Below are 19,426 nucleotides of genomic sequence, written 5' to 3' on the forward strand. Positions count from 1 at the left end.
CCCTCGCACCGTACCAACCTCACTCAAGCCAATCGAAGGGCCTTGACTCACAAATCCCCATATGAGGGTGGGCAAAGCGTAGCGTGCCCACCATCACGAGCACGCCGTGGATGGTGGGCACCTCGCTACGCTCCTTTGCCCACCCTACGAGTTGATGCTGCAGGGCACGCTGAGGAAGCCGCGGAAGCGGACGCGGCCGCCGCGTACCGGCTCGCCCGCCAGCGCATAGTTGGGAAGCCGCGCCAGGAAGCGCGAGATCGCGATCGCGCCTTCGAGCCGCGCCAGCGCCATGCCCGCGCATTGATGCGCGCCGGTGCCGAAGGCGAGGTGGCGGTTCGGCGTGCGCGCGATGTCGAAGGTTTCCGGGTCGGGGAATTGCGCGGGGTCGCGGTTGGCGGCGCCGATGCACAGCGTCACCAGCGTGCCCGCAGGCATGGTGATGCCACCGAGTTCCATCTCCTCGACGATCATGCGGTTGCCGAGCTGGTTGGAGCTCTCAAAGCGCAGCATCTCCTCGACTGCGGTCTTGATCAGCGTGGGATCGTCGATCAGCCGCTGCTTCTGGTCGGGATGCTCCGACAGCGCGACGAGGCCGTTGCCGATCAGATTGGTCGTGGTCTCGTGCCCGGCGTTGAGCAGGAAGATGCAGTTGTGCAGCAGCTCCTTTGCGGTCAGCCGCTCGCCATTGTCCTCACCTTGGATCAGTCGCGTCAGCACGTCACGATCAGGGTTGCCGGGCTTTGCGCGGCGGCGTTCAACGAGAGTTTCGAGATAGCTGAGAAAATCCTTCACAGCTGTATTGCCGCGGCCGAAGACCTCCTTGCTGATGACAGGCTCCAGCGCGCCCAGGATCGCCAGCGACCAGTCGCGCAATGGCTCGCGCTCGTCATGCGGCACGTCGAGCAGATTTCCGATCACCTCGACGGGAATGGCTGATGCGAAATCGCCGATCAGCTCAAACTTGTCCTTGGCCGCGATGCGGTCGAGCAGTTGGTCGACCAGCTTGATCAGATCCGGTTCCATGCCGGCGATCGCGCGCGGCGACAGCGCGCCCATGATCAGCCGCCGCACGCGGGTGTGCGCGGGTGGATCGTTGAAGACGAGGCTGGTGGTGTGGTGCTCGTAGAGCAGGGAGTTGCCGTATTTCGGCAGAAACTCCTTCTTCTTGTCGGACGAGAATGCCTTGGTGTTCTTGTAGGCAGTGACGAGGTCGTCGTAGCGGGTCAGGAAATAGCAGCCGTTCGGCATCAGCTTGATCGGCGCGGCCTCGCGCAGCGCCCGATAAGTCGGGTAGGGGTTGGCGTAGAACTCCGGTGTCAGATGTTCGAGGTCGAAATGCTCGGCGAGATCCCGCGCAGGCGCAGTCATGTCCATCCCTAGATTTCTTAATTAGTTTCACTTGCAACCAATATGGTAAGGCCCAGCCGTCGGCCTTGCAACCCAATATGCGCGCTCTGTGCTTGGCCGACATCAGGCTGGGCTTCGAGTTCGTTTCGAACGAGGGGCGCGAATTGTCCCGATTTCGCCCGGAATCCGGGTCTCCTGGGCCACACCTGCATCTAAAATCGTTTTCGCGCTGCAATAAAACCTTGACATTGCGTAAGGTGAGTGATTACTCACGCTCCCAAATGTCTACCTTACGCATGACGAGTGATCTGCGGCGTCAGTTGATCCTGAGCGCCGCCAAACGGTGTTTCGCCCGCAATGGCTTCGCCGGCACCACGACCAAGAGCGTGGCGGCCGCGGCTGCCATTTCGGAGGGGCTGCTGTTCAAGCATTTCCCGTCCAAGGCGGCGCTCTATGCCGAGATCCTGGCCGAGGAATGCGAGGCCGATCCGGATCTCGCCCATCTGCTCGGACAGGAGCCGTCGACCGCGACGCTGGTCGAACTGGTCCGCGGCATGGTCGGCCATTTCATGCAGCTGCGCGATGCGCCTGATGAAGAAGAGACGCAGCGCTTGCGGCTGATGGCGACCAGCCATCTCGACGATGGCGAATTCGCCCGCCTGCTCTACGACAAGGTCGGCAAGCTGCTCGGTCCGACCTTTGCCGCCTCGATTGACAGCGCGATCGCCGCCGGCGAGGCGACGCGGATCGCCGGCGAGCCGCTCAATCTGTTCTGGTTCGCACACCACACCGTGCTGATGGCTGCGCTGGCGCAGATGCCCGCAACGCCGTGCCTCTCCTACGGCAATGCCGCCGACGTCGAACGGCAGCTTTGCGAATTCATCCTCCGCGGCATCGGACTCACCGAAGCCGCAATCGTCGACCATTTGAACCGCCAGCCGTCACCGTGTCAGGGACAATCGGTAACTGCAGAAAGTGCATGAAATGAACATCCAGACCGAGAGCCACATCACTGGCCAACCGATCAAGGAAAAACCGGCCAAGCGCCCCGTGAAGATGGTGCGCTGGTTCATCATCGTCGGCACGCTGCTGGCGCTGCTGGTCGGCGGGCTGGTCTGGTTCAACTCCTTCCGCGGCAAGATGATCGCGCAGTTCTTTGCCAACAACAAGCCGCCGCCGGCGAGCGTGACGGTGGCGACTGCGACCAGCGAGGTGGTGCCGAACCTGCTGACCGCCGTCGGCGATCTCGCCGCCGTGCACCAGGTCAACGTCACCTCCGACGTGTCGGGCCGCATCACCGAGATCATGTTCACGCCGGGCGCCACCGTGAAAGCAGGCGCGCCGCTGCTGCAGCTGTTCGACGGCCCCGACCAGGGCGATCTCGCCAACTTCAAGGCGCAGGCCACCGTTGCGCAGATCTCGCTCGACCGTGCCAAGCAACTGGCATCGCGCCAGTTCGGCCCGCAGGCGACGGTGGATACCGCGCAGGCGGCGTACGACCAGGCGCTCGCCGGCATCGCCAAGACGGAAGCGCTGATCTCGCAGAAGCTGGTGCGCGCGCCGTTCGACGGTGAACTCGGCACCCGCCGGGTCGAGGTCGGCCAGTACCTGACTGCGGGCACGCAGATCGTCTCGCTGACCGATCTGTCGATGCTCTATGCCAACTTCACCGTGACGGAAAAGGACTCCGGCGCGCTCAAGGTCGGCCAGACCGTCCGCATCCGCGTCGACGCCTATCCGGGCCGCGACTTCGAGGGCAAGATCACCACGATCGAGCCGCAGATCGCGACCGACACGCGCAACATCCGCGTGCAGGCGACGATCGCCAATCCGGAGAAGATCCTGAAGCCCGGCATGTTCGCGACCACCACCGTGGTGCTGCCGGACAAGCCGCCGGTCATCACCGTGCCGGAGACCGCGGTCGACTACACGCTGTACGGCGACTCCGTCTATCTCCTCACCGAGAAGAAGGAAGAGGACGGCAAGACCAGCCTGACTGCGGTGCGCACCTTCGTGCAGACCGGCAACCGGGTGGATGGCCGCGCCGAGATCATCAAGGGCCTGAAGGCGGGTGACCGCGTGGTGGCGGTCGGACAGCTCAAGCTGCAGTCCGGCTCGGCCGTCGCGATCTCCACCGATCCGGCCCCGCCGATCCCGGCCAAGCCGCCGCGTTACTAAAGGAGACGGATGGCGATACGCGCCGGCGACCTCGACTTCACCTCGCCCCGCTTGCGGGGAGAGGTCGAAATTCAAGCGCAGCTTGAATTTCGGGTGAGGGGGAGCCTCCGCGAGTCCATCTCTGACCGTGCTTGTTGATAGAGCCCCCTCACCCCAACCCTCTCCCCGTAAGGACGGGGAGAGGGGGAAGGCGAAGCGCTCGCCCAGACTAAACGTGATGTTCTAGCTCACTTGGATATTTGCGATGCGATTCACTGACCTCTTCATCAAGCGCCCGGTGCTGTCGGTCGTCGTCAGCCTGCTGATCCTGCTGATCGGCCTGCGCGCGGCGTTCGTGCTGCCGATCCGGCAGTATCCGAAGCTGTCGAACACGGTCGTCAACGTCACGACCGTCTATCCCGGCGCGTCCGCCGACCTGATCCAGGGCTTCATCACCACGCCGATCGAGCAGGCGGTGGCCTCCGCCGAGGGCGTTGACTACATCACCTCTTCGTCGGTGCTCGGCACCTCGACGATCCAGGTCTACATCAAGCTGAACTTCGACCCGAACCAGGCGCTGACCGAGGTGCTGGCCAAGGTCAATTCGGTCAAATATCTGATCCCGAAGGAATCCAACGACCCGATCGTCACCAAGACCACCGGCCAGACCACGGCCGTGATGTATCTCGGCTTCTCCTCGGAAGAGCTCTCCGGCTCGGCGATCTCGGACTATCTCACGCGTGTCGTCCAACCCGTGTTGTCGACGGTGGACGGCGTCGCCTCGGCCGACATCCTCGGTGGCCAGACCTTTGCAATGCGGCTGTGGCTCGATCCCGTGAAGATGGCGGGCCGCGGCGTGTCACCGAACGACGTCTCCGCCGCGATCGCCGCCAACAACTTCCAGGCCGCGGCCGGCCAGTCCAAGGGCTATTTCATTGTCTCCAACGTCTCGACCAACACCGATTTGCGCAACATCGACCAGTTCAAGCGCATGATCGTGAAGTCGAAGGACGGCGGCTTCGTGCGCATGGAGGACATCGCGACCGTCGAACTTGCCGCGCAAAGCTCGGATGCGAGCGTGGCGTTCAACGGCGAGCACGCGATCTTCATCGGCGTGCAGGCGACACCGCAGGGCAACCCGCTGACGCTGGTGAAGGGCGTCCGCGCGCTGTTCCCCGAGCTCGAGCGCAATTTGCCGCCGTCGATGAAGATGAAGGTGGCCTACGACTCCACGAAGTTCATCCAATCCTCGATCGACGAGGTGGAGAAGACGCTCGGCGAAGCCGTGCTGATCGTCGTGGTCGTGATCTTCCTGTTCCTGGCCTCGTTCCGCTCGGTCATCATTCCCGTCGTGACCATTCCGCTGTCGCTGATCGGCGTCTGCTCGCTGATGCTGATCATGGGCTTCAGCTTCAATCTGCTGACGCTGCTCGCCATGGTGCTCGCGATCGGCCTCGTGGTCGACGACGCGATCGTGGTGGTGGAGAACATCCATCGACATCTGGAGGAGGGGAAGACACCGGTCCAGGCCTCGTTACAAGGCGCGCGCGAAATCGTCGGTCCGGTCATCTCGATGACGATCACGCTCGCCGCCGTGTACGCGCCGATCGGCTTCCTCGGTGGTCTCACCGGCTCGCTGTTCCGCGAATTCGCCTTCACGCTCGCCGGCTCCGTGATCGTGTCGGGCGTGATCGCGCTGACGCTGTCGCCGATGATGTGCTCGGTGTTCCTCAAGAGCGCCGACGAGGGCCGCTTCGCGCGCCTCGTCAACCGCGTGTTCGGCGCGATGACGCGCTGGTACGGCCGCCAGCTCGACCGCTCGCTCGACTATCGCCCGATCACGGTGCTGTTCGCGCTGACCATCCTCGGCCTCGTCGGCTTCCTCTGGATGCACACTCCGGCCGAGCTCGCGCCCGAGGAAGACCAGGGCATCGTGTTCGCGGTGACCAAGGCGCCGAAATACGCCAACATCGACTATGTCGATTTCTACGGCGAGAAGCTCGACAAGGAGTTCCAGAAGTTTCCGGAAACCGACCTGCGCTTTGTGCTGAACGGCATCAACGGTCCGCAGGGCGGCATCGCCGGCATGCTGCTCAAGCCGTGGGATGAGCGCACGCGCTCGTCGATCAAGCTGAAGCCGCTGGTGCAGGCGGAACTGTCCAAGATCGAGGGCGTCCAGGCGTTCGCGTTCAACCTGCCGCCGCTGCCGGGCGGGCCGGGCGGCCTGCCGGTGCAGATGGTGATCAACTCGACCGCGGATTTCCGGCAGGTCTATGAGGAAATGGAGAAGCTGAAGGCGTCCGCGCGCAAGAGCGGCATGTTCATCGTCTCCGACAGCGACCTCGCCTACAACCAGCCGACGGTGCGGGTGAAGATCGACCGCTCCAAGGCCAGCGACCTCGGCATCAACATGCAGCAGGTCGGCAACACGCTGGCGACGCTGCTCGGCGGCAACTACGTCAACCGCTTCAACCTCGAGGGTCGCTCCTACCAGGTGATCCCGCAGGTGCCGCGCGGCCTGCGCTTGTCGCCGGAATCGCTCGGCGGCTATTATGTGCCGACCAACACCGGCAATCTGGTGCCGCTGTCGACCATCGTCTCGATCGAGACGGCGACCGACCCGAACTCGCTGACGCACTACAACCAGCTCAACTCCGCGACCTTCTCCGCGGTGCCGATGCCGGGCGTCACGGTCGGCCAGGCGGTCGCCTTCCTGGAAGGCGAGGCCAAGAAGCTGCCGGCCGGCTTCAGCCACGACTGGCTCGCCGACTCCCGCCAGTATGTGCAGGAGGGCAACCAGCTCGTGATCACGCTGGGCTTCGCCATCATCATCATCTTCCTGGTGCTGGCGGCGCAGTTCGAGAGCTTGCGCGATCCGCTGGTGATCATGGTGTCGGTGCCGATGGCGATCGTCGGCGCGCTGATCCCGCTGTTCTTCGGTGCGGCGACCATGAACATCTACACCCAGGTCGGCCTGCTGACCCTGGTGGGCCTGATCACCAAGCACGGCATCCTGATGGTGGAGTTCGCCAACGAGCTGCAGCTCAACGAGGGCCTCGACCGGCGCTCGGCGATCGAGATGGCCGCCCGCATTCGCCTGCGTCCGATCCTGATGACGACGGCGGCGATGGTGACCGGCCTGCTTCCGCTGCTGACCGCGACCGGCGCCGGCGCCGCCAGCCGCTTCTCGATCGGCCTCGTCGTCGTCGCGGGCATGTCGATCGGCACGCTGTTCACGCTGTTCGTGCTGCCGGCGGTCTATACGCTGATCGCGACCGACCACCGCGCCGAGCTGACCTCGCAGCGCGCCAAGGACATCGCCGATTTCGATGTCGGCACGCCGGCGCTGAAACCAACCTGAGCCCCTCCAAGCTCAGCTCGAAGGAAAGGCGGCACTGGCGAAAGCCATTGCCGCCTTTTCTCTGTCTCGTAATATCCGGATGACGGCGGCCTCGCTGAGAGTGCCGAGAAGATCTGGAGGAACAGACATGGTGAGCGAGTTCGCTGCGGGGAATTACAGGTTCATCCCGGCCGTATTCCAGTATTCCGGCGGTGTTGCCGCCAGCTCCGGCTATGAGATCGAGCGCGTCCGCTTCGACAAATGGCTGTCGCTCGCCGAAGGTTTTGCGAAGATCGCCGATCACATCAAGGCGGCGGGCCGGCCGCTGACCGCCTTCTGCGCCTGCGAGTTGCGCTCGCCGGCCGCCTTCACCGACGAGGGCTTTCGCAACTTCAACCTGCACTACGTCAAGACGCTGGCCGAATGGGGCATCTATGACGGCACCACCAACCCGGTGGCGCGCAGCAATGTCTGTCCCGAGATCGATCCGCCCGCCGAGCCGTCATTCTATGCGTTTTCCTTCACAAGGCCGAGCACGCAGGGCTCGCCGACCTTCGTGATCGCGGGCAGTGGCGAATCGCAGGAAGGCAACGCCAGCTACGCCGAGCGCACCGTGCGCTACCGCGACATCAGCCCCGACGGCATCGCCGAAAAGGTCCGTTACGTCGTCGGCGTGATGGAGAAGCGCATGGGCGAATTCGGCCACGGCTGGAAGGACGCCACCGCGACGCAGACCTACACGGTGCACGGCATCCACCACGTCTTCGCCGATGCCGTGGTCCGCCGCGGCGCCGCCCGCGCCGGGCTAACCTGGCACTACGCACGTCCGCCGGTGATCGATCTCGAATACGAGATGGATTGTAGGCGGGTGCTGCGGGAGGTGGTGATTTAGTCTAAGCAATCAAGCTGCCCCTCATCCTGAGGAGGCGCGTAGCGCCGTCTCGAAGGACGAGGCCCCAGTGCCGCCTCATGGTTCGAGACGCGCGCAAGAGCGCGCTCCTCACCATGAGGGACACTCATTCTACCTTGCCTTCGGGTCCAGCGCGTCGCGCAGGCCGTCGCCGACCAGATTGAAGCTCAGCACGACGAGGAAGATCGCCAGCCCCGGCCAGATCGCCATCCAGGGCGCGCTGGTGAGGAAGCGCTGGGCGGCATTCAGCATGCTGCCCCAGGAGGGCGCGGGCGGCTGCTGGCCGAGGCCGAGGAAGGACAGCGCGGCTTCGGCGATGATCGCGGCCGCAATCGACAGCGTGGCCTGCACCAGCAGCGCCGGCAGGATGTTCGGCAGGATGTGGACCAGCGCGATGCGCCAGGGCGGGTTGCCCATGGCGCGCGCGGCCTCGACGTAATCCTCGACCTTGACGCTCAGCACCTGGCCGCGGGTCAGGCGGATGAAGATCGGGGTTGCGGAGATGCCGATCGCGATCATGGCGTTGCGCAGGCTGGGGCCGAGGAAGGCCGCGAGCGCGATGGCCAGGATCAGGAACGGGCAGGCCAGCATCGCATCGGTGATGCGGCTGATCAGCGCGTCGATGAAGCCGCCGCGGTAGCCGGCGAGCAGGCCGAGCGGCACGCCGATCGCGAGCGCGATGCTGACCGAGATGACGCCGGCGAGCAGCGAAGCCCGCGCGCCGTAGACCACGCGGGCCAGCACGTCGCGGCCGAGCTCGTCGGTGCCGAACCAGTGCAGCGTGGTCGGGGCCTTGCGCACCAGCGACCAGCTGGTCGCAATGGGATCATAGGGCACGATCAGCGGCGCGAAGATCGCCAGCAGCGTGAAGAGTGCGATCACGACCATGCCGATGACGGCACCGCGGCGCTTGATCAACCGGCGCCAGGCGCGCCGCGCCGGGCTCTCCAGCGTTTCGGAGGCGGCAAGGGGGAGAGTGCTGAGCGTGGTGTCTGCCATCGCGTCAACCCCGGAGCCTGGGGTTGACGAGGATGTAGGCGATATCGGCAATGAGATTCAGCGTGATGTAGATCGTCGCGGTCACCAGCACGACGCCTTGCACGACGGCGTAGTCGCGGTTGAACACGGCATCGACGATCAGCTTGCCGAAGCCGGGGATCGAAAAAATCTGCTCGGTCAGCACCGCTCCCGACAGCAGCGTGCCGAGCTCGAGCGCGCCGAGCGTGATGACCGGCGTCAGCGCGTTGCGCATCGCGTGCTTGAGGATCACCGAGCGTTCGGCGAGGCCCTTGGCGCGCGCGGTGCGGACGTAATCGCTCTCCAGCACCTGCAGCATGGCGCTGCGGGTGTGGCGCATCAGGATCGCGGCGATGGCATTGCCGAGCACGAAGGCCGGCATGATCGTGGCGGCGAGGCTGGCGCGCCAGTTCTCCGCGAGCGAGACGTAGCCCGAGGCGGGCAGCCAGCCGAGCTCGATCGAGAACAGGAAGATCAGCATGATGCCGAGCCAGAAATTCGGCGTCGAGATGCCCCACAGCGCGAACAGATTGGCGCCGTAGTCCCACACCGTGTTCTTCTTCACCGCGGACAGGATGCCGGCGGGAATCCCGATCAGGAAGGCGATCACGATCGCCATGCCGGCGAGCTGCATCGTCACCGGAAGCTTCTGCGCGATCAGCTCGCGCACCGGCATCTTGTTGCGCAGGGACTCGCCGAAGTCGCCGGAGAGCACGCCCTTGATCCAGTAGACGTATTGCACCGGGACCGGCTGATCGAGCCGATATTGCGCGCGGATCTGCGCGATCACGGCCGGATCGCGCTCCTCGCCGGCCATGACGAGCGCGGGATCGCCGGGCAATAGTTGTTGAAGCGAGAAGATCAGGATCGAGACGAAGAACAGCGTCGGAACGATTTGGACCAGTCGCTTGCCGAGGAAGTTCAGCATGACCGCCCTCGTGTCCCGGGCGCAGCGCGGCGCGAAGCGATGCGCTGCAGAGCCGGGACCCATGTCGCGTAGGAACCGGTCGTGGGTCCCGGCTCTGCGGAGCAGCGCAAGTGCGCTGCACCGCGTCCGGGACGCGAGAGCTTCGTTCGAGCGATCATTTCAGCTTCAGCCCGACCACGCGCACGAGGCCATCGGGCATCTGCTTGTAGCCATCGAGCTTGGTGGTGTGGGCAATGATGATGCGGCGGTGGTAGATATAGAGGATCGGCTCATCCTCCTGCGCGAGTTTTTCCAGTTTGGCGTAGATCGCCTTGCGCTGGGCCATGTCGGTGGTGAGGCGGGCATCGTTGAGCGCCTTGTCGGCTTCGGGGTTGGCCCACGCGGTGTAGTTCTGCGGCGCGTTGCTGTGCAGGAACACGTAGGCATTGCCGTCGGGATCGATGCGGCCGCTCCAGGCCAGCAGGAAGGCCTGGTATTCGCCGGCCTCGGCCTGCTTCAGCGACGTCGCGAACTCGGTGACGCGGATCTTCATGTCGATGCCGGCCTCGGCGGCCATCGATTGCACGACCTGCGCGGTGCCCTCGGTCTCCGGGCCCTTCGGCACCATGAAGTCGACGCTGACCGGCGGCGTGACGCCGGCTTCCTTCAGCAGCGCCTTGGCTTTTTCGACGTCGCGCGGCCGGATCGGGAAATCCTTCTGGTAATAGGGGTGATCCGGATTGACCCACTGGTTCGCCGGCTTGAACTCGCCGTTGAACACGACCTGGTTCAACGCCTCGCGGTCGATTGCAAGATCGAGCGCCTGCCGCACCTTGGCGGACTGGCTCAGCGGTCCCTTGGCCTTGTCCTTGCCGATGTTGAGTGTGATGCCCTGATAGCCGAGCTCGATGGCGCTCGACACTTTCAGGCGCGAATCCGCGCGGACGTCCTTGAGGTCGGTGGCGAGCACGCGCTCGATCAGATCGAGCCCGCCGGATTTCAGATTGGCAAGCCGCACGGTGGAATCGACGATCGGCAGATAGACGATGCGGTCGATGAAGACGTTGTCCTTGTTCCAGTAGTCGGCGAACTTCTCCAGCACGATGCGGTCCTGCTGGATGCGCTCGACGAATTTGTAGGGGCCGGCGCAGACCGGATGCAGGCCGAACTTGTCGCCGGCGGCCTTCGCCGCCTTCGGTGACACCATCATGCCGGCGCGGTCGGTGAGCTGGGCGATCAGCGGCGAGAACGGCGCCTTCAGCGCCAGCCTGATGGTCAGGGGATCGACGACGTCGATATGATCGACGCTGGCAAGCTCCGGCTTGCGGAACGAGCCCGGGAAAGTGAGGTGGCGCTCCAGCGAGAACTTTGCGGCCTCGGCATCCAGCGGCTCGCCGTCCTGGAACTTGACGCCGGGACGCAGCTTGATGGTGACCTCCTTGCCGTCGGCGGAAGTCTCGTGCGACAGCGCAAGCTGCGGCACGATGTTGAGCTTGTCGTCGATGTCGAACAGCTTGTCGCAGATTGCGGCGAACACGATGCGGCCGACATAGGTGCGGGCCATGGTCGGGTCGAGCACGTCGGGGTCCTCGGCAAGCCCGATCCGCAGCGTGGTCTGGGCTTGTGCGGCAGCGCCGAGCGAAAGCAGCAGGGCGGCGGCGGTCGCTGCCTTCAGAAACATCCTCATCAATTCGCTCCTCTTCATTTGCCTGCTTGTCTCACTTGACCAACCCCGGCGCGGCCGGCTCCTTCCGTGGCCCCGAATGCCGCGACCAGCTTTTCCAGCACCGGCGAGAACGCGCCGTCGGAGGGCACGATGCCCTCCGGCGACGGCAGCTCCGCGGTGCGATGGCAGGCGGTGGCGTGCCCGTTTGCGTCGGCCAGAAGCTGCGGCACCTCGGTGCGGCAGCGCGCGATCACGAAGGGGCAGCGGGTGTGGAAGCGGCAGCCTGAGGGCGGATTGAGCGCGCTCGGCATCTCGCCCTCCAGCACGACGCGGCTGCGTTTGCCTTGCGGCTTCGGCACCGGGATCGCCGACAAGAGCGCGCGGCTATAGGGGTGGCGCGGCGCGGCGAACAGTGCCTGCGCCTCTGCGGTCTCGACGATGGTGCCGAGATTCATCACGGCGACGCGGTCGGCGATGTGCTTCACGACGGCGAGGTCGTGCGAGACGAAGATGTAGGCGAGTTTCAATCGCTCCTGCAGGTCGCGCAGCAGATTGAGGATCTGCGAGCGGATCGACACGTCGAGCGCCGAGACCGGCTCGTCGCAGATGATCAGTTTCGGCTCGACCGCGAGTGCGCGGGCAATCGCGATGCGCTGGCGCTGGCCGCCAGAGAACTCATGCGGATAGCGGCGCGCGAAGCGCGGCTCGAGGCCGACCAGGCGCAGCAGCTCCTCGACACGGGCGCGGCGCTGGGCGGATGGCACGACATCATGAAGCGCCAGCGGCTCGGTCAGGATCTGGCTCACCGTCATGCGCGGGTTGAGCGAGGCGTAGGGATCCTGGAAGATGATCTGGGCGTCGCGCCGGAACGCGCGAAGCTGCTCGGCATTCAGCGCGCCGAGCTCGCGGCCTTCGAAACGCACACTGCCGGCATCGGGCTCGATCAGCCGCAGCACCAGCCGGCTGACGGTCGACTTGCCACAGCCGGACTCACCGACCAAGGCCAGCGTCTTGCCGGCCTCGACCGTGAAGCTGACGCCGTCGACCGCCTTCACATGCGCCGTCGGCCGCCCGAACACCGAGCGCGCGGCGACGAAATGCTTGACCAAGCCGTCGACCTCGAGCAGCGCGGTCATTGGCATTGCCTTTGGCTCTCGTGTCCCGGGCGCAGTGCAACGCGAAGTGTTGCACTGCTGAACCGGGACCGATGCCTCACGGTGCTGGCGGTAGGCCCCGGTTCAGCAGCGCACCACTGCGTGCTGCGCTGCGCCCGGGGCACGCGTGTGGAGAGCAGCGCGGTCATGACACCAATAGCTCCAGCGGGGCCTTGATGCAGCGGGAGACGTGTGTCGGGCTCAGCATCGCGAGCGGCGGCGGCGCCTTCGCGCAGACCTCGCTGACGAACGGGCAGCGCGCGGCGAAGCGGCAACCGGCGGGCGGGTTCATCATGTTCGGCACCATGCCCTCGATGGTCGCCAGATGCTCGGCGCGGCGGTCGAGCCGCGGGATCGAGCCGAGCAGGCCGACGGTGTAGGGATGCTGGGGGCTGGCGAACAGCTCGTCGACCGGCGCACGCTCGACGATCTCGCCGGCATACATCACCGCGACCTCGTCGCAGACTTCGGCGACGACGCCGAGGTCGTGGGTGATCAGGATGATCGCAGCCCCGCTCGCGGCCTTCAGCTCGCGCATCAGGTCGAGGATCTGCGCCTGCAGGGTGACGTCGAGCGCGGTGGTCGGCTCGTCCGCGATCAGCAGTTGCGGGTCGCAAGCCAGCGCCATCGCGATCATCACGCGCTGGCGCATGCCGCCGGACAGCTTGTGCGGATATTCGTCGATGCGCTGCTCGGGCGAGGGGATATGCACCCGGCGCAGCAGCTCGACGGCACGCTGCCGCGCGGCTTTTCGCGCGCCGCCGCGGTGGCGCAAAATGGTCTCGATGATCTGGTCGCCGATGGTGAAGCTCGGGTTCAGCGAGGTCATCGGCTCCTGAAAAATCATCGCAAGCCGGTTGCCGCGGAGATCGCGCAAGGTGTCGTCGGGGACGTCGAGCAGATCGAAGCCGTCGAAGCGGATCGCGCCGGACACGTGGGCCGATTGCTTCGGCAACAGCCCCATGATGGCGAGCGACGTCACGCTCTTGCCGCAACCGGATTCGCCGACCAGGCCGAGCGTCGCGCCATTGGCGACGCTGAGATCGACGCTGTCCACCGCGTGGGTCGCGCGCCCGTCGTCGCCCTGGAAGATGACGCGCAGTCCCTCGATCTCGATCAGCGGGCCTGCGGTCATGCCTGGTCTGATCCGGCAAGTGCTGCGGCGATGGCGGCGTCGATGGTCGCGCGATCGGTGATGCCGGCCGGGTTGCTGCGCGTCGGCAGGAATTTGCGGAAGTGCACCCAGCGTTCGCGGCTGACCGCTTCCAGCCGCGCCAGCTCGCGCAGGGGATCCTCGTGGTCGTCGACGCGGAGGTCGAGCGCCGACCATTCCTCGTCGCCATGGATCAAGAGCGCTGCCGACTGCTTGCCGCGCTTGTCGCCGCCGGCGGCTTCGCCGGCCAGCATTGCGGCGATCAGCCGCTGCGGAAAGGGCAGGCCCGCATTGGTGACATAGGCCTTCGCGGTGTCGTCAAGCACGGCTGCGCCGGCCAACATGTTGCCGGCGATCGAAAAGCCGTCACCGGTGACGTGGCCGTACCAGTCGACGCAGTCCTGGCCGGAATGCGCGGCGATGCGGCCTTTCGCGTCCATGACGTGCAGCTGCCGCGACTCGCGGCCGTCGTCGCCGGCGAGCAGTGCTGCGACGATCTCCTGCGGGCTCTTGCCCGCGCGCAGCAGTGTGAGGCCGTCGATGCCGTAATAGGGATTGACCAGCGCCTGCGTCGCGATCGCGCCGATGCCGCCGGCGATGTGCGGCACGCGCGCGCCGACTGCGAAGAATTTGGTCGCCACCGCGATGCCGAACTGGCCGGTGGCGGGATCGCGGGCGATGATCGACCAGGTCATCGAAAGACCTTTTTCCCCCTCTCCCCGTTCTTAGGGGGAGAGGGTTGGGGTGAGGGGCTCTTTCTGCAAAGACGGTTTGCATCGCGTTCGCGGAGGCTCCCCCTCACCCGGAATTCAAGCTGCTCTTGAATTCCGACCTCTCCCCGCAAGCGGGGCGAGGTGGATTTCGAGGCTCGCTTCGCGAGTCGATGCCAAGCCATCATCTCGTGTCCATCATATCGCTCGATTTCAGCGGCCGGCTGCGTAGCCCTGCATGCCGCGCGGGTTGGCGGCGGCGCGGCGGCGGGGGCCGACCTTGGAGGCCGCGGTGAGGCGGCCTTCCGACCAATCCGGCCCAATCTCCACCACATGGCCGCGGCGCTTCAATTCGTCGATGGTCGACTTCGGCACGCGGTTTTCCAGCACCAGCACGCCCGGGCGCGCGGTGCGCGGCCAGAACGAGATCGGGAAATGCTCGGAGTGCCAGGCCGGCGCGTCGATCGCCTCCTGCAGATTCATGTTGCAGTGGACGTGGCGCAGGAAGAACTGCGTGATCCACTGGTCCTGCTGGTCGCCGCCCGGCGAGCCCCACGCGAGATACGGCTCGCCGTCGCGCAGCGCCATGGTGGGCGACAGCGTGGTGCGCGGCCGCTTGCCCGGCGCCAGCGCCGCCGGATGGTTTTCCTCCAGCCAGAACATCTGCGCGCGGCTGCCGAGGCAGAAGCCGATCTCGGGAATGACAGGCGAGGATTGCAGCCAGCCGCCGGACGGCGTCGCCGAGACCATGTTGCCGGCCTTGTCGATGATGTCGAAATGCACGGTGTCGCCGCGGACCTCGCCGAACCGGCCGACCGTCGGCTCGCCCGCGCCCATGGCGCCGACGGCCTCGCGATGCCCCTCGGCGCGGCGCAGTTTTACGACTGCGCCAAAGCCTTCGAGCGAGCCGGGGACAAAATCGAGCGAGGCCTTGTCTTTTGAGATCAGCTTGCGGCGTTCGTCGTTATAGGCATCCGACAGCAGCGTCGTGATCGGAATGTCCGTGAATTTGGGATCGCCATAGAACGTCTCGCGATCGGCGAACGCGAGCTTTGCGGCTTCGATCTGCAGATGGATGAAGTCCGGGCCGGTCGGATCGAGACCGTCGAGCTGAAATCCCTTGAGAAGCGCGAGCTGCTGCAGCGTCACCGGGCCCTGGCTCCAGACGCCGGCCTTCTGCACGGTGTAGCGGCCATAGTCATAGGTGAGGGGCGCCTCGATGGTCGGCTGCCAGCGTGCCATGTCGTCGGCGGAAAGGACGCCGCGATGCGGCGAGCCGGAGACGTCCATGACGTCCTGCGTGCGGCAGAATTTGTCGATCGCTTCGGCGACAAAACCCTTGGACCAAGATTGCCGTGCACGCTCGATCTGCGCCACGCGATCACTGCCGGCGCTCTCGGCCTCGTTGAGGATGCGGGTGTAGGTCTCGGCGAGCTTCTTGTTGGTGAAGATGGTGCCGGGCTTCGGCACCCCGCCGTTGGGCAGATAGACGTCGGCCGACGTGGTCCAATGCTTCCTGAACAGCTGCTCGACGATCTGGATGGTGGCCGAGGCGCGCTCGACCAGCGGATAGCCGTCGCGGGCATAGGCGATCGCGGGCTCCAGCACGTCGCGCAGTTTCACTGTGCCGTAGTCACGCAGCAGCAGCATCCAGGATTCGAAGGTGCCGGGCACGCAGGCCGCGAGCAGCCCGGTGCCGGGCACCATCTCCAGCCCTTCGCTGCGATAATGCGCGATGGTCGCCTTTGCCGGAGCCGGGCCCTGGCCGCAGATCACCTCGGTTTTGCCGCGCTTCACATCGTGCACGATGATGGGCACGTCACCGCCGGGACCATTCAGATGCGGCTCGACCACTTGAAGCGTGAAGGCGGTGGCAACAGCAGCGTCGAAGGCGTTGCCGCCTTTCTCGAGGATGCCCATGCCGACGGCGGTCGCGATCCAGTGCGTCGAGGTGACGACGCCGAACGTGCCTTCGATCTCGGGGCGTGTCGTGAACGGATCGGGATTGATGTTGCCCATGGGATTTCACCACTTGTTGCTCTTATAAATTCGCGCGCACTTGATCACAGGCTGGCGCGGCTGCCAACCGTTTGGTTGACATGTCCGCCGCGCATCCGCGTGATCATGCCGGAACGGCGGCCGGCTGGTTCACGGCGTGGCAGGCGACGCCATTGATCAGCTCCGGCGCCTTTTGCCGGCACAGATCGAACGCCAGCGGACAGCGCGGATTGAAGGAACAGCCGGGCGGCGGATTGATCGGGTTCGGGATCTCGCCCTTGACCGGAATGCGCTGGCGGCCGGACATCGCGAGATCGGGAACCGCGCCGAGCAGCATTTTTGTGTAGGGCATCTGCGGATTGGCGAATAATTGGCGGCCTTCCGCGATCTCGACAATGCGGCCGAGATACATCACGCCGATCCGGGTCGCCATGTGGCGCACGACCGCCAGATTGTGGCTGATGAAGAGATAGGTCAGGCCGAACTTGTCCTGGAGGTCGCGCATCAGATTGAGGATCTGCGCCTGAACCGACACGTCGAGCGCCGAGGTCGGCTCGTCGCAGACGATGAATTGCGCGTCGGAGGCGAGCGCGCGCGCAATCGCGATGCGCTGACGCTGGCCGCCGGAGAACTCATGTGGAAACTTCAATCCGTCGTCGGGATGCAGGCCGACGAGTGTCAGCAACTCACCGACACGCGCACGGATGTCGCGCTCGCCCTGGATCAGGTCGAAGGCGCGGATCGGCTCGGCGACGATGGCATCGACCCGGAAGCGCGGATTGAGGCTCGCATAGGGGTCCTGGAAGATCATCTGGATGCGGCGACGCAGCTTGCGCCGCGCCTGTCCCTGCTTCGGATCGGTCATCGAGACGCCGTCGATCACGACCTCGCCGGAGCTTGGCGGCAACAGGCCGACCACCATGCGTGCGACCGTGGTCTTGCCCGAGCCGGATTCACCGACGAGGGCAAATGTCTCGCCGCGCTTGATGTCGAAAGTGACGCCGTCCACCGCCTTCAGGAACTCGAGTTGGCCGCCCTCGAGCACGCGGTTGAGCCACGGTTTCGAGACGTCGAACGCGCGGCGCAGATTGGTGACGTCGATCAGCGCATCGCTCATGCCGCGGGTTCCTTTGCGGCTTCGAACAGATGGCAGGCGACCGCCTGTGTGCCTTGCGGGATCGGTTCGGGGCGCTCGACATGACACTGTGCAAAGGCGAACGCGCAGCGTGGATTGAACGCGCAGCCTTTCGGGATCGCCGACAGCCGCGGCATCGATCCGGGAATCTGCACCAAGCGTTTCTCTTCGCCCGCCAGCGTCGGGATCGCGCCCATCAGCCCCTTGGCGTAGGGATGCAGCGGATTTTGCACGACCTCCTGCACCGGGCCAATCTCGGCGATGCGGCCGGAATACATCACCGCGACGCGGTCGCAGGTCTCGGCGATCACGCCCATGTCGTGGGTCACCAGCATGACCGCGGTGCCGTGATCGCGGCCGAGCCGCTTGATCAGCGCGATGATCTGCGCCTGCACGGAGACGTCGAGCGCCGTGGTCGGCTCGTCGGCGATGATCAGCTCCGGCTCGGCGCAGAGCGCGAGCGCGATCACCACGCGCTGGCGCATGCCACCGGAGAATTCATGCGGATAGCCGTCGATGCGCTTCTCCGGCGCGGGAATGCCGACTTCCGCGAGCAGGTCGATGGCGCGCTTGCGGGCGGCGCTCTCGGAGAGGTTGGTGTGGGTGCGGATGGTCTCGATGATCTGCTCGCCGACCCGGTAGAGCGGATTGAGGCTGGTCAGCGGATCCTGGAAGATCATGCCGATCCGTTTTCCCCGAATGCGGCGAATCTCTTCCGGCGGCAGATGGTCGATGCGCGTGCCCGACAGCAGGATCTCGCCGCCGGTGATGCGGCCGGGCGGATCGATCAATCCGATGACCGCAAGACCGGTCACCGACTTGCCGGCGCCGGATTCGCCGACCACGCCGAGCACCTCGCCCTTGGCAATGTCGAAGGAGACGCCGTCGATCGCGCGCAGGGTGGCGCGGCGGGTGGCGAACTCCACCTCGAGGTTACGCACGGAGAGGACAGGAGCGGTCATCGGAGCTTTGGGTTGAGCGCGTCGCGCAGCCAGTCGCCAAGCAAATTGATGGACAGGATCAGGCCGGCCAGCGCGATGCCGGGGAAGGCGACGATCCACCATTCGCCGGCGAACAGATAGTTGTTGCCGATCCGGATCAGTGTGCCGAGCGAGGGCATGGTGTCGGGCAGGCCGACGCCGAGGAACGACAGCGTTGCCTCGGTGATGATGGCGAGCGCGAGGTTGATGGTGGCGATCACGAGAATCGGCCCCATCGCGTTCGGCAGCACATGCCGCAGCATGATCTTCGGCGCGGGCAGGCCGATCAGCTGCGCGGCGGCGACGTAATCCTTGTTCTTCTCGACCATCACCGAGCCGCGCACGGTGCGGGCATAACCCACCCAGAAGCTGAGGCCGATCGAGATCACAAGCACCACCAGCATGCTGGTGGCATCGAGCCGGTTGCCGAGAACGGATTTGGCGACGCCGTTGACCAATAGCGCGATCAGGATCGCGGGGAAGGTCAGCTGCACGTCGGCAATCCGCATGATCACGCTGTCGACCGCGCCGCCGAAATAGCCGGCAATCAATCCCAGCCCGATGCCGAGCACGCCGGCGAAGATCACGCCGGCGACGCCGACGGCGAGCGAGATGCGCATGCCGTAGAGGATGGCGGAGAACACGTCGCGGCCCTGCTCGTCGGTGCCGAGCAGGAACGGGCTCTGGCCGTCGGCCGTCCACAGCGGCGAGATCCTGGAGTTGATCAGCTGCAGCTGTGCAGGATCGAAGGGATTCTGCACGGCGAGCCAGGACGCGAAGATCGCCAGCAGGAAGAACAGCAGGGTGATGGCGGCCGCGACCATGGTGAGCTTGGAGCGGCGGAACGAATAAAAGACGTCGCTGTCGAGCGCGCGGCTGAACCAGCTGCGGGCGGCATGCGTCGGCAGCTTGCTCTGCTTGTCGGCGTTGGAGGCGACTGCGTCAGACATGG

General features: G+C 65.4%; 15 protein-coding genes. 4 read left to right on the forward strand and 11 right to left on the reverse strand.

The annotated features are described in order from the left end of the window. Nucleotides 1–144: 144 nt before the first annotated feature. Nucleotides 145–1,368, reverse strand: a complete 1,224-nt coding sequence (locus JQ604_RS36290) for a cytochrome P450 (RefSeq protein WP_212365537.1) — start codon at nucleotides 1,366–1,368, stop codon at nucleotides 145–147. A gap of 260 nt (nucleotides 1,369–1,628) precedes the next feature. Here JQ604_RS36290 and JQ604_RS36295 point away from each other — a divergent pair, with 260 nt between their 5' ends. The 4 genes from JQ604_RS36295 (at nucleotide 1,629) to cnbZ (ending at nucleotide 7,736) form a co-directional block, all read left to right on the forward strand. Then, nucleotides 1,629–2,330: a TetR/AcrR family transcriptional regulator gene (locus JQ604_RS36295; RefSeq protein WP_212365538.1), complete on the forward strand. Its 702-nt coding sequence runs from the start codon at nucleotides 1,629–1,631 to the stop codon at nucleotides 2,328–2,330. Nucleotide 2,331: 1 nt separating this feature from the next. After that, nucleotides 2,332–3,525: an efflux RND transporter periplasmic adaptor subunit gene (locus JQ604_RS36300; protein WP_212365539.1), complete on the forward strand. Its 1,194-nt coding sequence runs from the start codon at nucleotides 2,332–2,334 to the stop codon at nucleotides 3,523–3,525. 244 nt (nucleotides 3,526–3,769) lie between these two features. Then, a complete protein-coding gene (locus JQ604_RS36305) occupies nucleotides 3,770–6,865 on the forward strand; it encodes a MexW/MexI family multidrug efflux RND transporter permease subunit (RefSeq protein ID WP_212365540.1) in 3,096 nt (1,031 codons plus the stop codon). A 127-nt stretch (nucleotides 6,866–6,992) separates the two neighbouring features. Continuing rightward, nucleotides 6,993–7,736 (forward strand): 2-amino-5-chloromuconate deaminase CnbZ, encoded by a 744-nt coding sequence (gene cnbZ / locus JQ604_RS36310; RefSeq protein ID WP_212365541.1) that lies wholly within the window; start codon nucleotides 6,993–6,995, stop codon nucleotides 7,734–7,736. Nucleotides 7,737–7,865: 129 nt separating this feature from the next. Here the strand turns inward: cnbZ and JQ604_RS36315 are convergent, their stop codons facing one another. The 10 genes from JQ604_RS36315 to JQ604_RS36360 all read right to left on the reverse strand — a co-directional run bounded on the left by JQ604_RS36315 (nucleotide 7,866) and on the right by JQ604_RS36360 (nucleotide 19,424). After that, complete coding sequence (locus tag JQ604_RS36315) at nucleotides 7,866–8,753, reverse strand: ABC transporter permease (RefSeq protein ID WP_212365542.1); 888 nt, start codon at nucleotides 8,751–8,753, stop codon at nucleotides 7,866–7,868. 4 nt (nucleotides 8,754–8,757) lie between these two features. After that, on the reverse strand, nucleotides 8,758–9,699 hold the full coding sequence (locus JQ604_RS36320) for an ABC transporter permease (protein WP_212365543.1): 942 nt from the start codon (nucleotides 9,697–9,699) through the stop codon (nucleotides 8,758–8,760). A gap of 154 nt (nucleotides 9,700–9,853) precedes the next feature. Continuing rightward, nucleotides 9,854–11,365 carry an ABC transporter substrate-binding protein gene (locus tag JQ604_RS36325; RefSeq protein ID WP_212365544.1) on the reverse strand — a complete coding sequence of 504 codons (1,512 nt, stop codon included), beginning with the start codon at nucleotides 11,363–11,365 and terminating at the stop codon, nucleotides 9,854–9,856. A gap of 14 nt (nucleotides 11,366–11,379) precedes the next feature. After that, nucleotides 11,380–12,480 (reverse strand): ABC transporter ATP-binding protein, encoded by a 1,101-nt coding sequence (locus JQ604_RS36330; protein ID WP_212365545.1) that lies wholly within the window; start codon nucleotides 12,478–12,480, stop codon nucleotides 11,380–11,382. A gap of 163 nt (nucleotides 12,481–12,643) precedes the next feature. Then, nucleotides 12,644–13,633 carry an ABC transporter ATP-binding protein gene (locus JQ604_RS36335; RefSeq protein ID WP_212365546.1) on the reverse strand — a complete coding sequence of 330 codons (990 nt, stop codon included), beginning with the start codon at nucleotides 13,631–13,633 and terminating at the stop codon, nucleotides 12,644–12,646. Further along, on the reverse strand, nucleotides 13,630–14,346 hold the full coding sequence (locus JQ604_RS36340) for a DUF1028 domain-containing protein (RefSeq protein ID WP_212365547.1): 717 nt from the start codon (nucleotides 14,344–14,346) through the stop codon (nucleotides 13,630–13,632). Before JQ604_RS36340 ends, JQ604_RS36335 begins: the two co-directional genes overlap by 4 nt. Nucleotides 14,347–14,574: 228 nt before the next feature. After that, on the reverse strand, nucleotides 14,575–16,380 hold the full coding sequence (locus JQ604_RS36345; protein ID WP_212365548.1) for a gamma-glutamyltransferase family protein: 1,806 nt from the start codon (nucleotides 16,378–16,380) through the stop codon (nucleotides 14,575–14,577). A 103-nt stretch (nucleotides 16,381–16,483) separates the two neighbouring features. After that, the gene (locus JQ604_RS36350; protein ID WP_212365549.1) at nucleotides 16,484–17,476 is read right to left on the reverse strand and encodes an ABC transporter ATP-binding protein; all 993 of its coding nucleotides are present in this window, start codon (nucleotides 17,474–17,476) and stop codon (nucleotides 16,484–16,486) included. Beyond that, the gene (locus JQ604_RS36355; protein ID WP_212365550.1) at nucleotides 17,473–18,456 is read right to left on the reverse strand and encodes an ABC transporter ATP-binding protein; all 984 of its coding nucleotides are present in this window, start codon (nucleotides 18,454–18,456) and stop codon (nucleotides 17,473–17,475) included. The genes JQ604_RS36350 and JQ604_RS36355 overlap by 4 nt, the downstream gene beginning before the upstream one ends. Beyond that, nucleotides 18,453–19,424, reverse strand: coding sequence for an ABC transporter permease (locus JQ604_RS36360; protein WP_212365551.1), 972 nt, complete (start codon nucleotides 19,422–19,424; stop codon nucleotides 18,453–18,455). Before JQ604_RS36360 ends, JQ604_RS36355 begins: the two co-directional genes overlap by 4 nt. Nucleotides 19,425–19,426 lie beyond the last annotated feature (2 nt).

Origin of the sequence: Bradyrhizobium jicamae, from assembly GCF_018130695.1 — a bacterium.
Classification (GTDB): Bacteria; Pseudomonadota; Alphaproteobacteria; order Rhizobiales; family Xanthobacteraceae; genus Bradyrhizobium; species Bradyrhizobium jicamae_B.

Bases quoted from the DNA above. Each gene is read 5' to 3' on its own strand.
- JQ604_RS36355 (WP_212365550.1), bottom strand. From the start codon at position 18,456: ATGACCGCTCCTGTCCTCTCCGTGCGTAACCTCGAGGTGGAGTTCGCC.
- JQ604_RS36305 (WP_212365540.1), top strand. From the start codon at position 3,770: ATGCGATTCACTGACCTCTTCATCAAGCGCCCGGTGCTGTCGGTCGTC.
- JQ604_RS36350 (WP_212365549.1), bottom strand. From the start codon at position 17,476: ATGAGCGATGCGCTGATCGACGTCACCAATCTGCGCCGCGCGTTCGAC.
- JQ604_RS36335 (WP_212365546.1), bottom strand. From the start codon at position 13,633: ATGACCGCAGGCCCGCTGATCGAGATCGAGGGACTGCGCGTCATCTTC.
- JQ604_RS36320 (WP_212365543.1), bottom strand. From the start codon at position 9,699: ATGCTGAACTTCCTCGGCAAGCGACTGGTCCAAATCGTTCCGACGCTG.
- JQ604_RS36315 (WP_212365542.1), bottom strand. From the start codon at position 8,753: ATGGCAGACACCACGCTCAGCACTCTCCCCCTTGCCGCCTCCGAAACG.
- JQ604_RS36330 (WP_212365545.1), bottom strand. From the start codon at position 12,480: ATGACCGCGCTGCTCGAGGTCGACGGCTTGGTCAAGCATTTCGTCGCC.
- JQ604_RS36295 (WP_212365538.1), top strand. From the start codon at position 1,629: ATGTCTACCTTACGCATGACGAGTGATCTGCGGCGTCAGTTGATCCTG.
- cnbZ (WP_212365541.1), top strand. From the start codon at position 6,993: ATGGTGAGCGAGTTCGCTGCGGGGAATTACAGGTTCATCCCGGCCGTA.
- JQ604_RS36325 (WP_212365544.1), bottom strand. From the start codon at position 11,365: ATGAGGATGTTTCTGAAGGCAGCGACCGCCGCCGCCCTGCTGCTTTCG.
- JQ604_RS36340 (WP_212365547.1), bottom strand. From the start codon at position 14,346: ATGACCTGGTCGATCATCGCCCGCGATCCCGCCACCGGCCAGTTCGGC.
- JQ604_RS36360 (WP_212365551.1), bottom strand. From the start codon at position 19,424: ATGTCTGACGCAGTCGCCTCCAACGCCGACAAGCAGAGCAAGCTGCCG.
- JQ604_RS36290 (WP_212365537.1), bottom strand. From the start codon at position 1,368: ATGACTGCGCCTGCGCGGGATCTCGCCGAGCATTTCGACCTCGAACAT.
- JQ604_RS36300 (WP_212365539.1), top strand. From the start codon at position 2,332: ATGAACATCCAGACCGAGAGCCACATCACTGGCCAACCGATCAAGGAA.
- JQ604_RS36345 (WP_212365548.1), bottom strand. From the start codon at position 16,380: ATGGGCAACATCAATCCCGATCCGTTCACGACACGCCCCGAGATCGAA.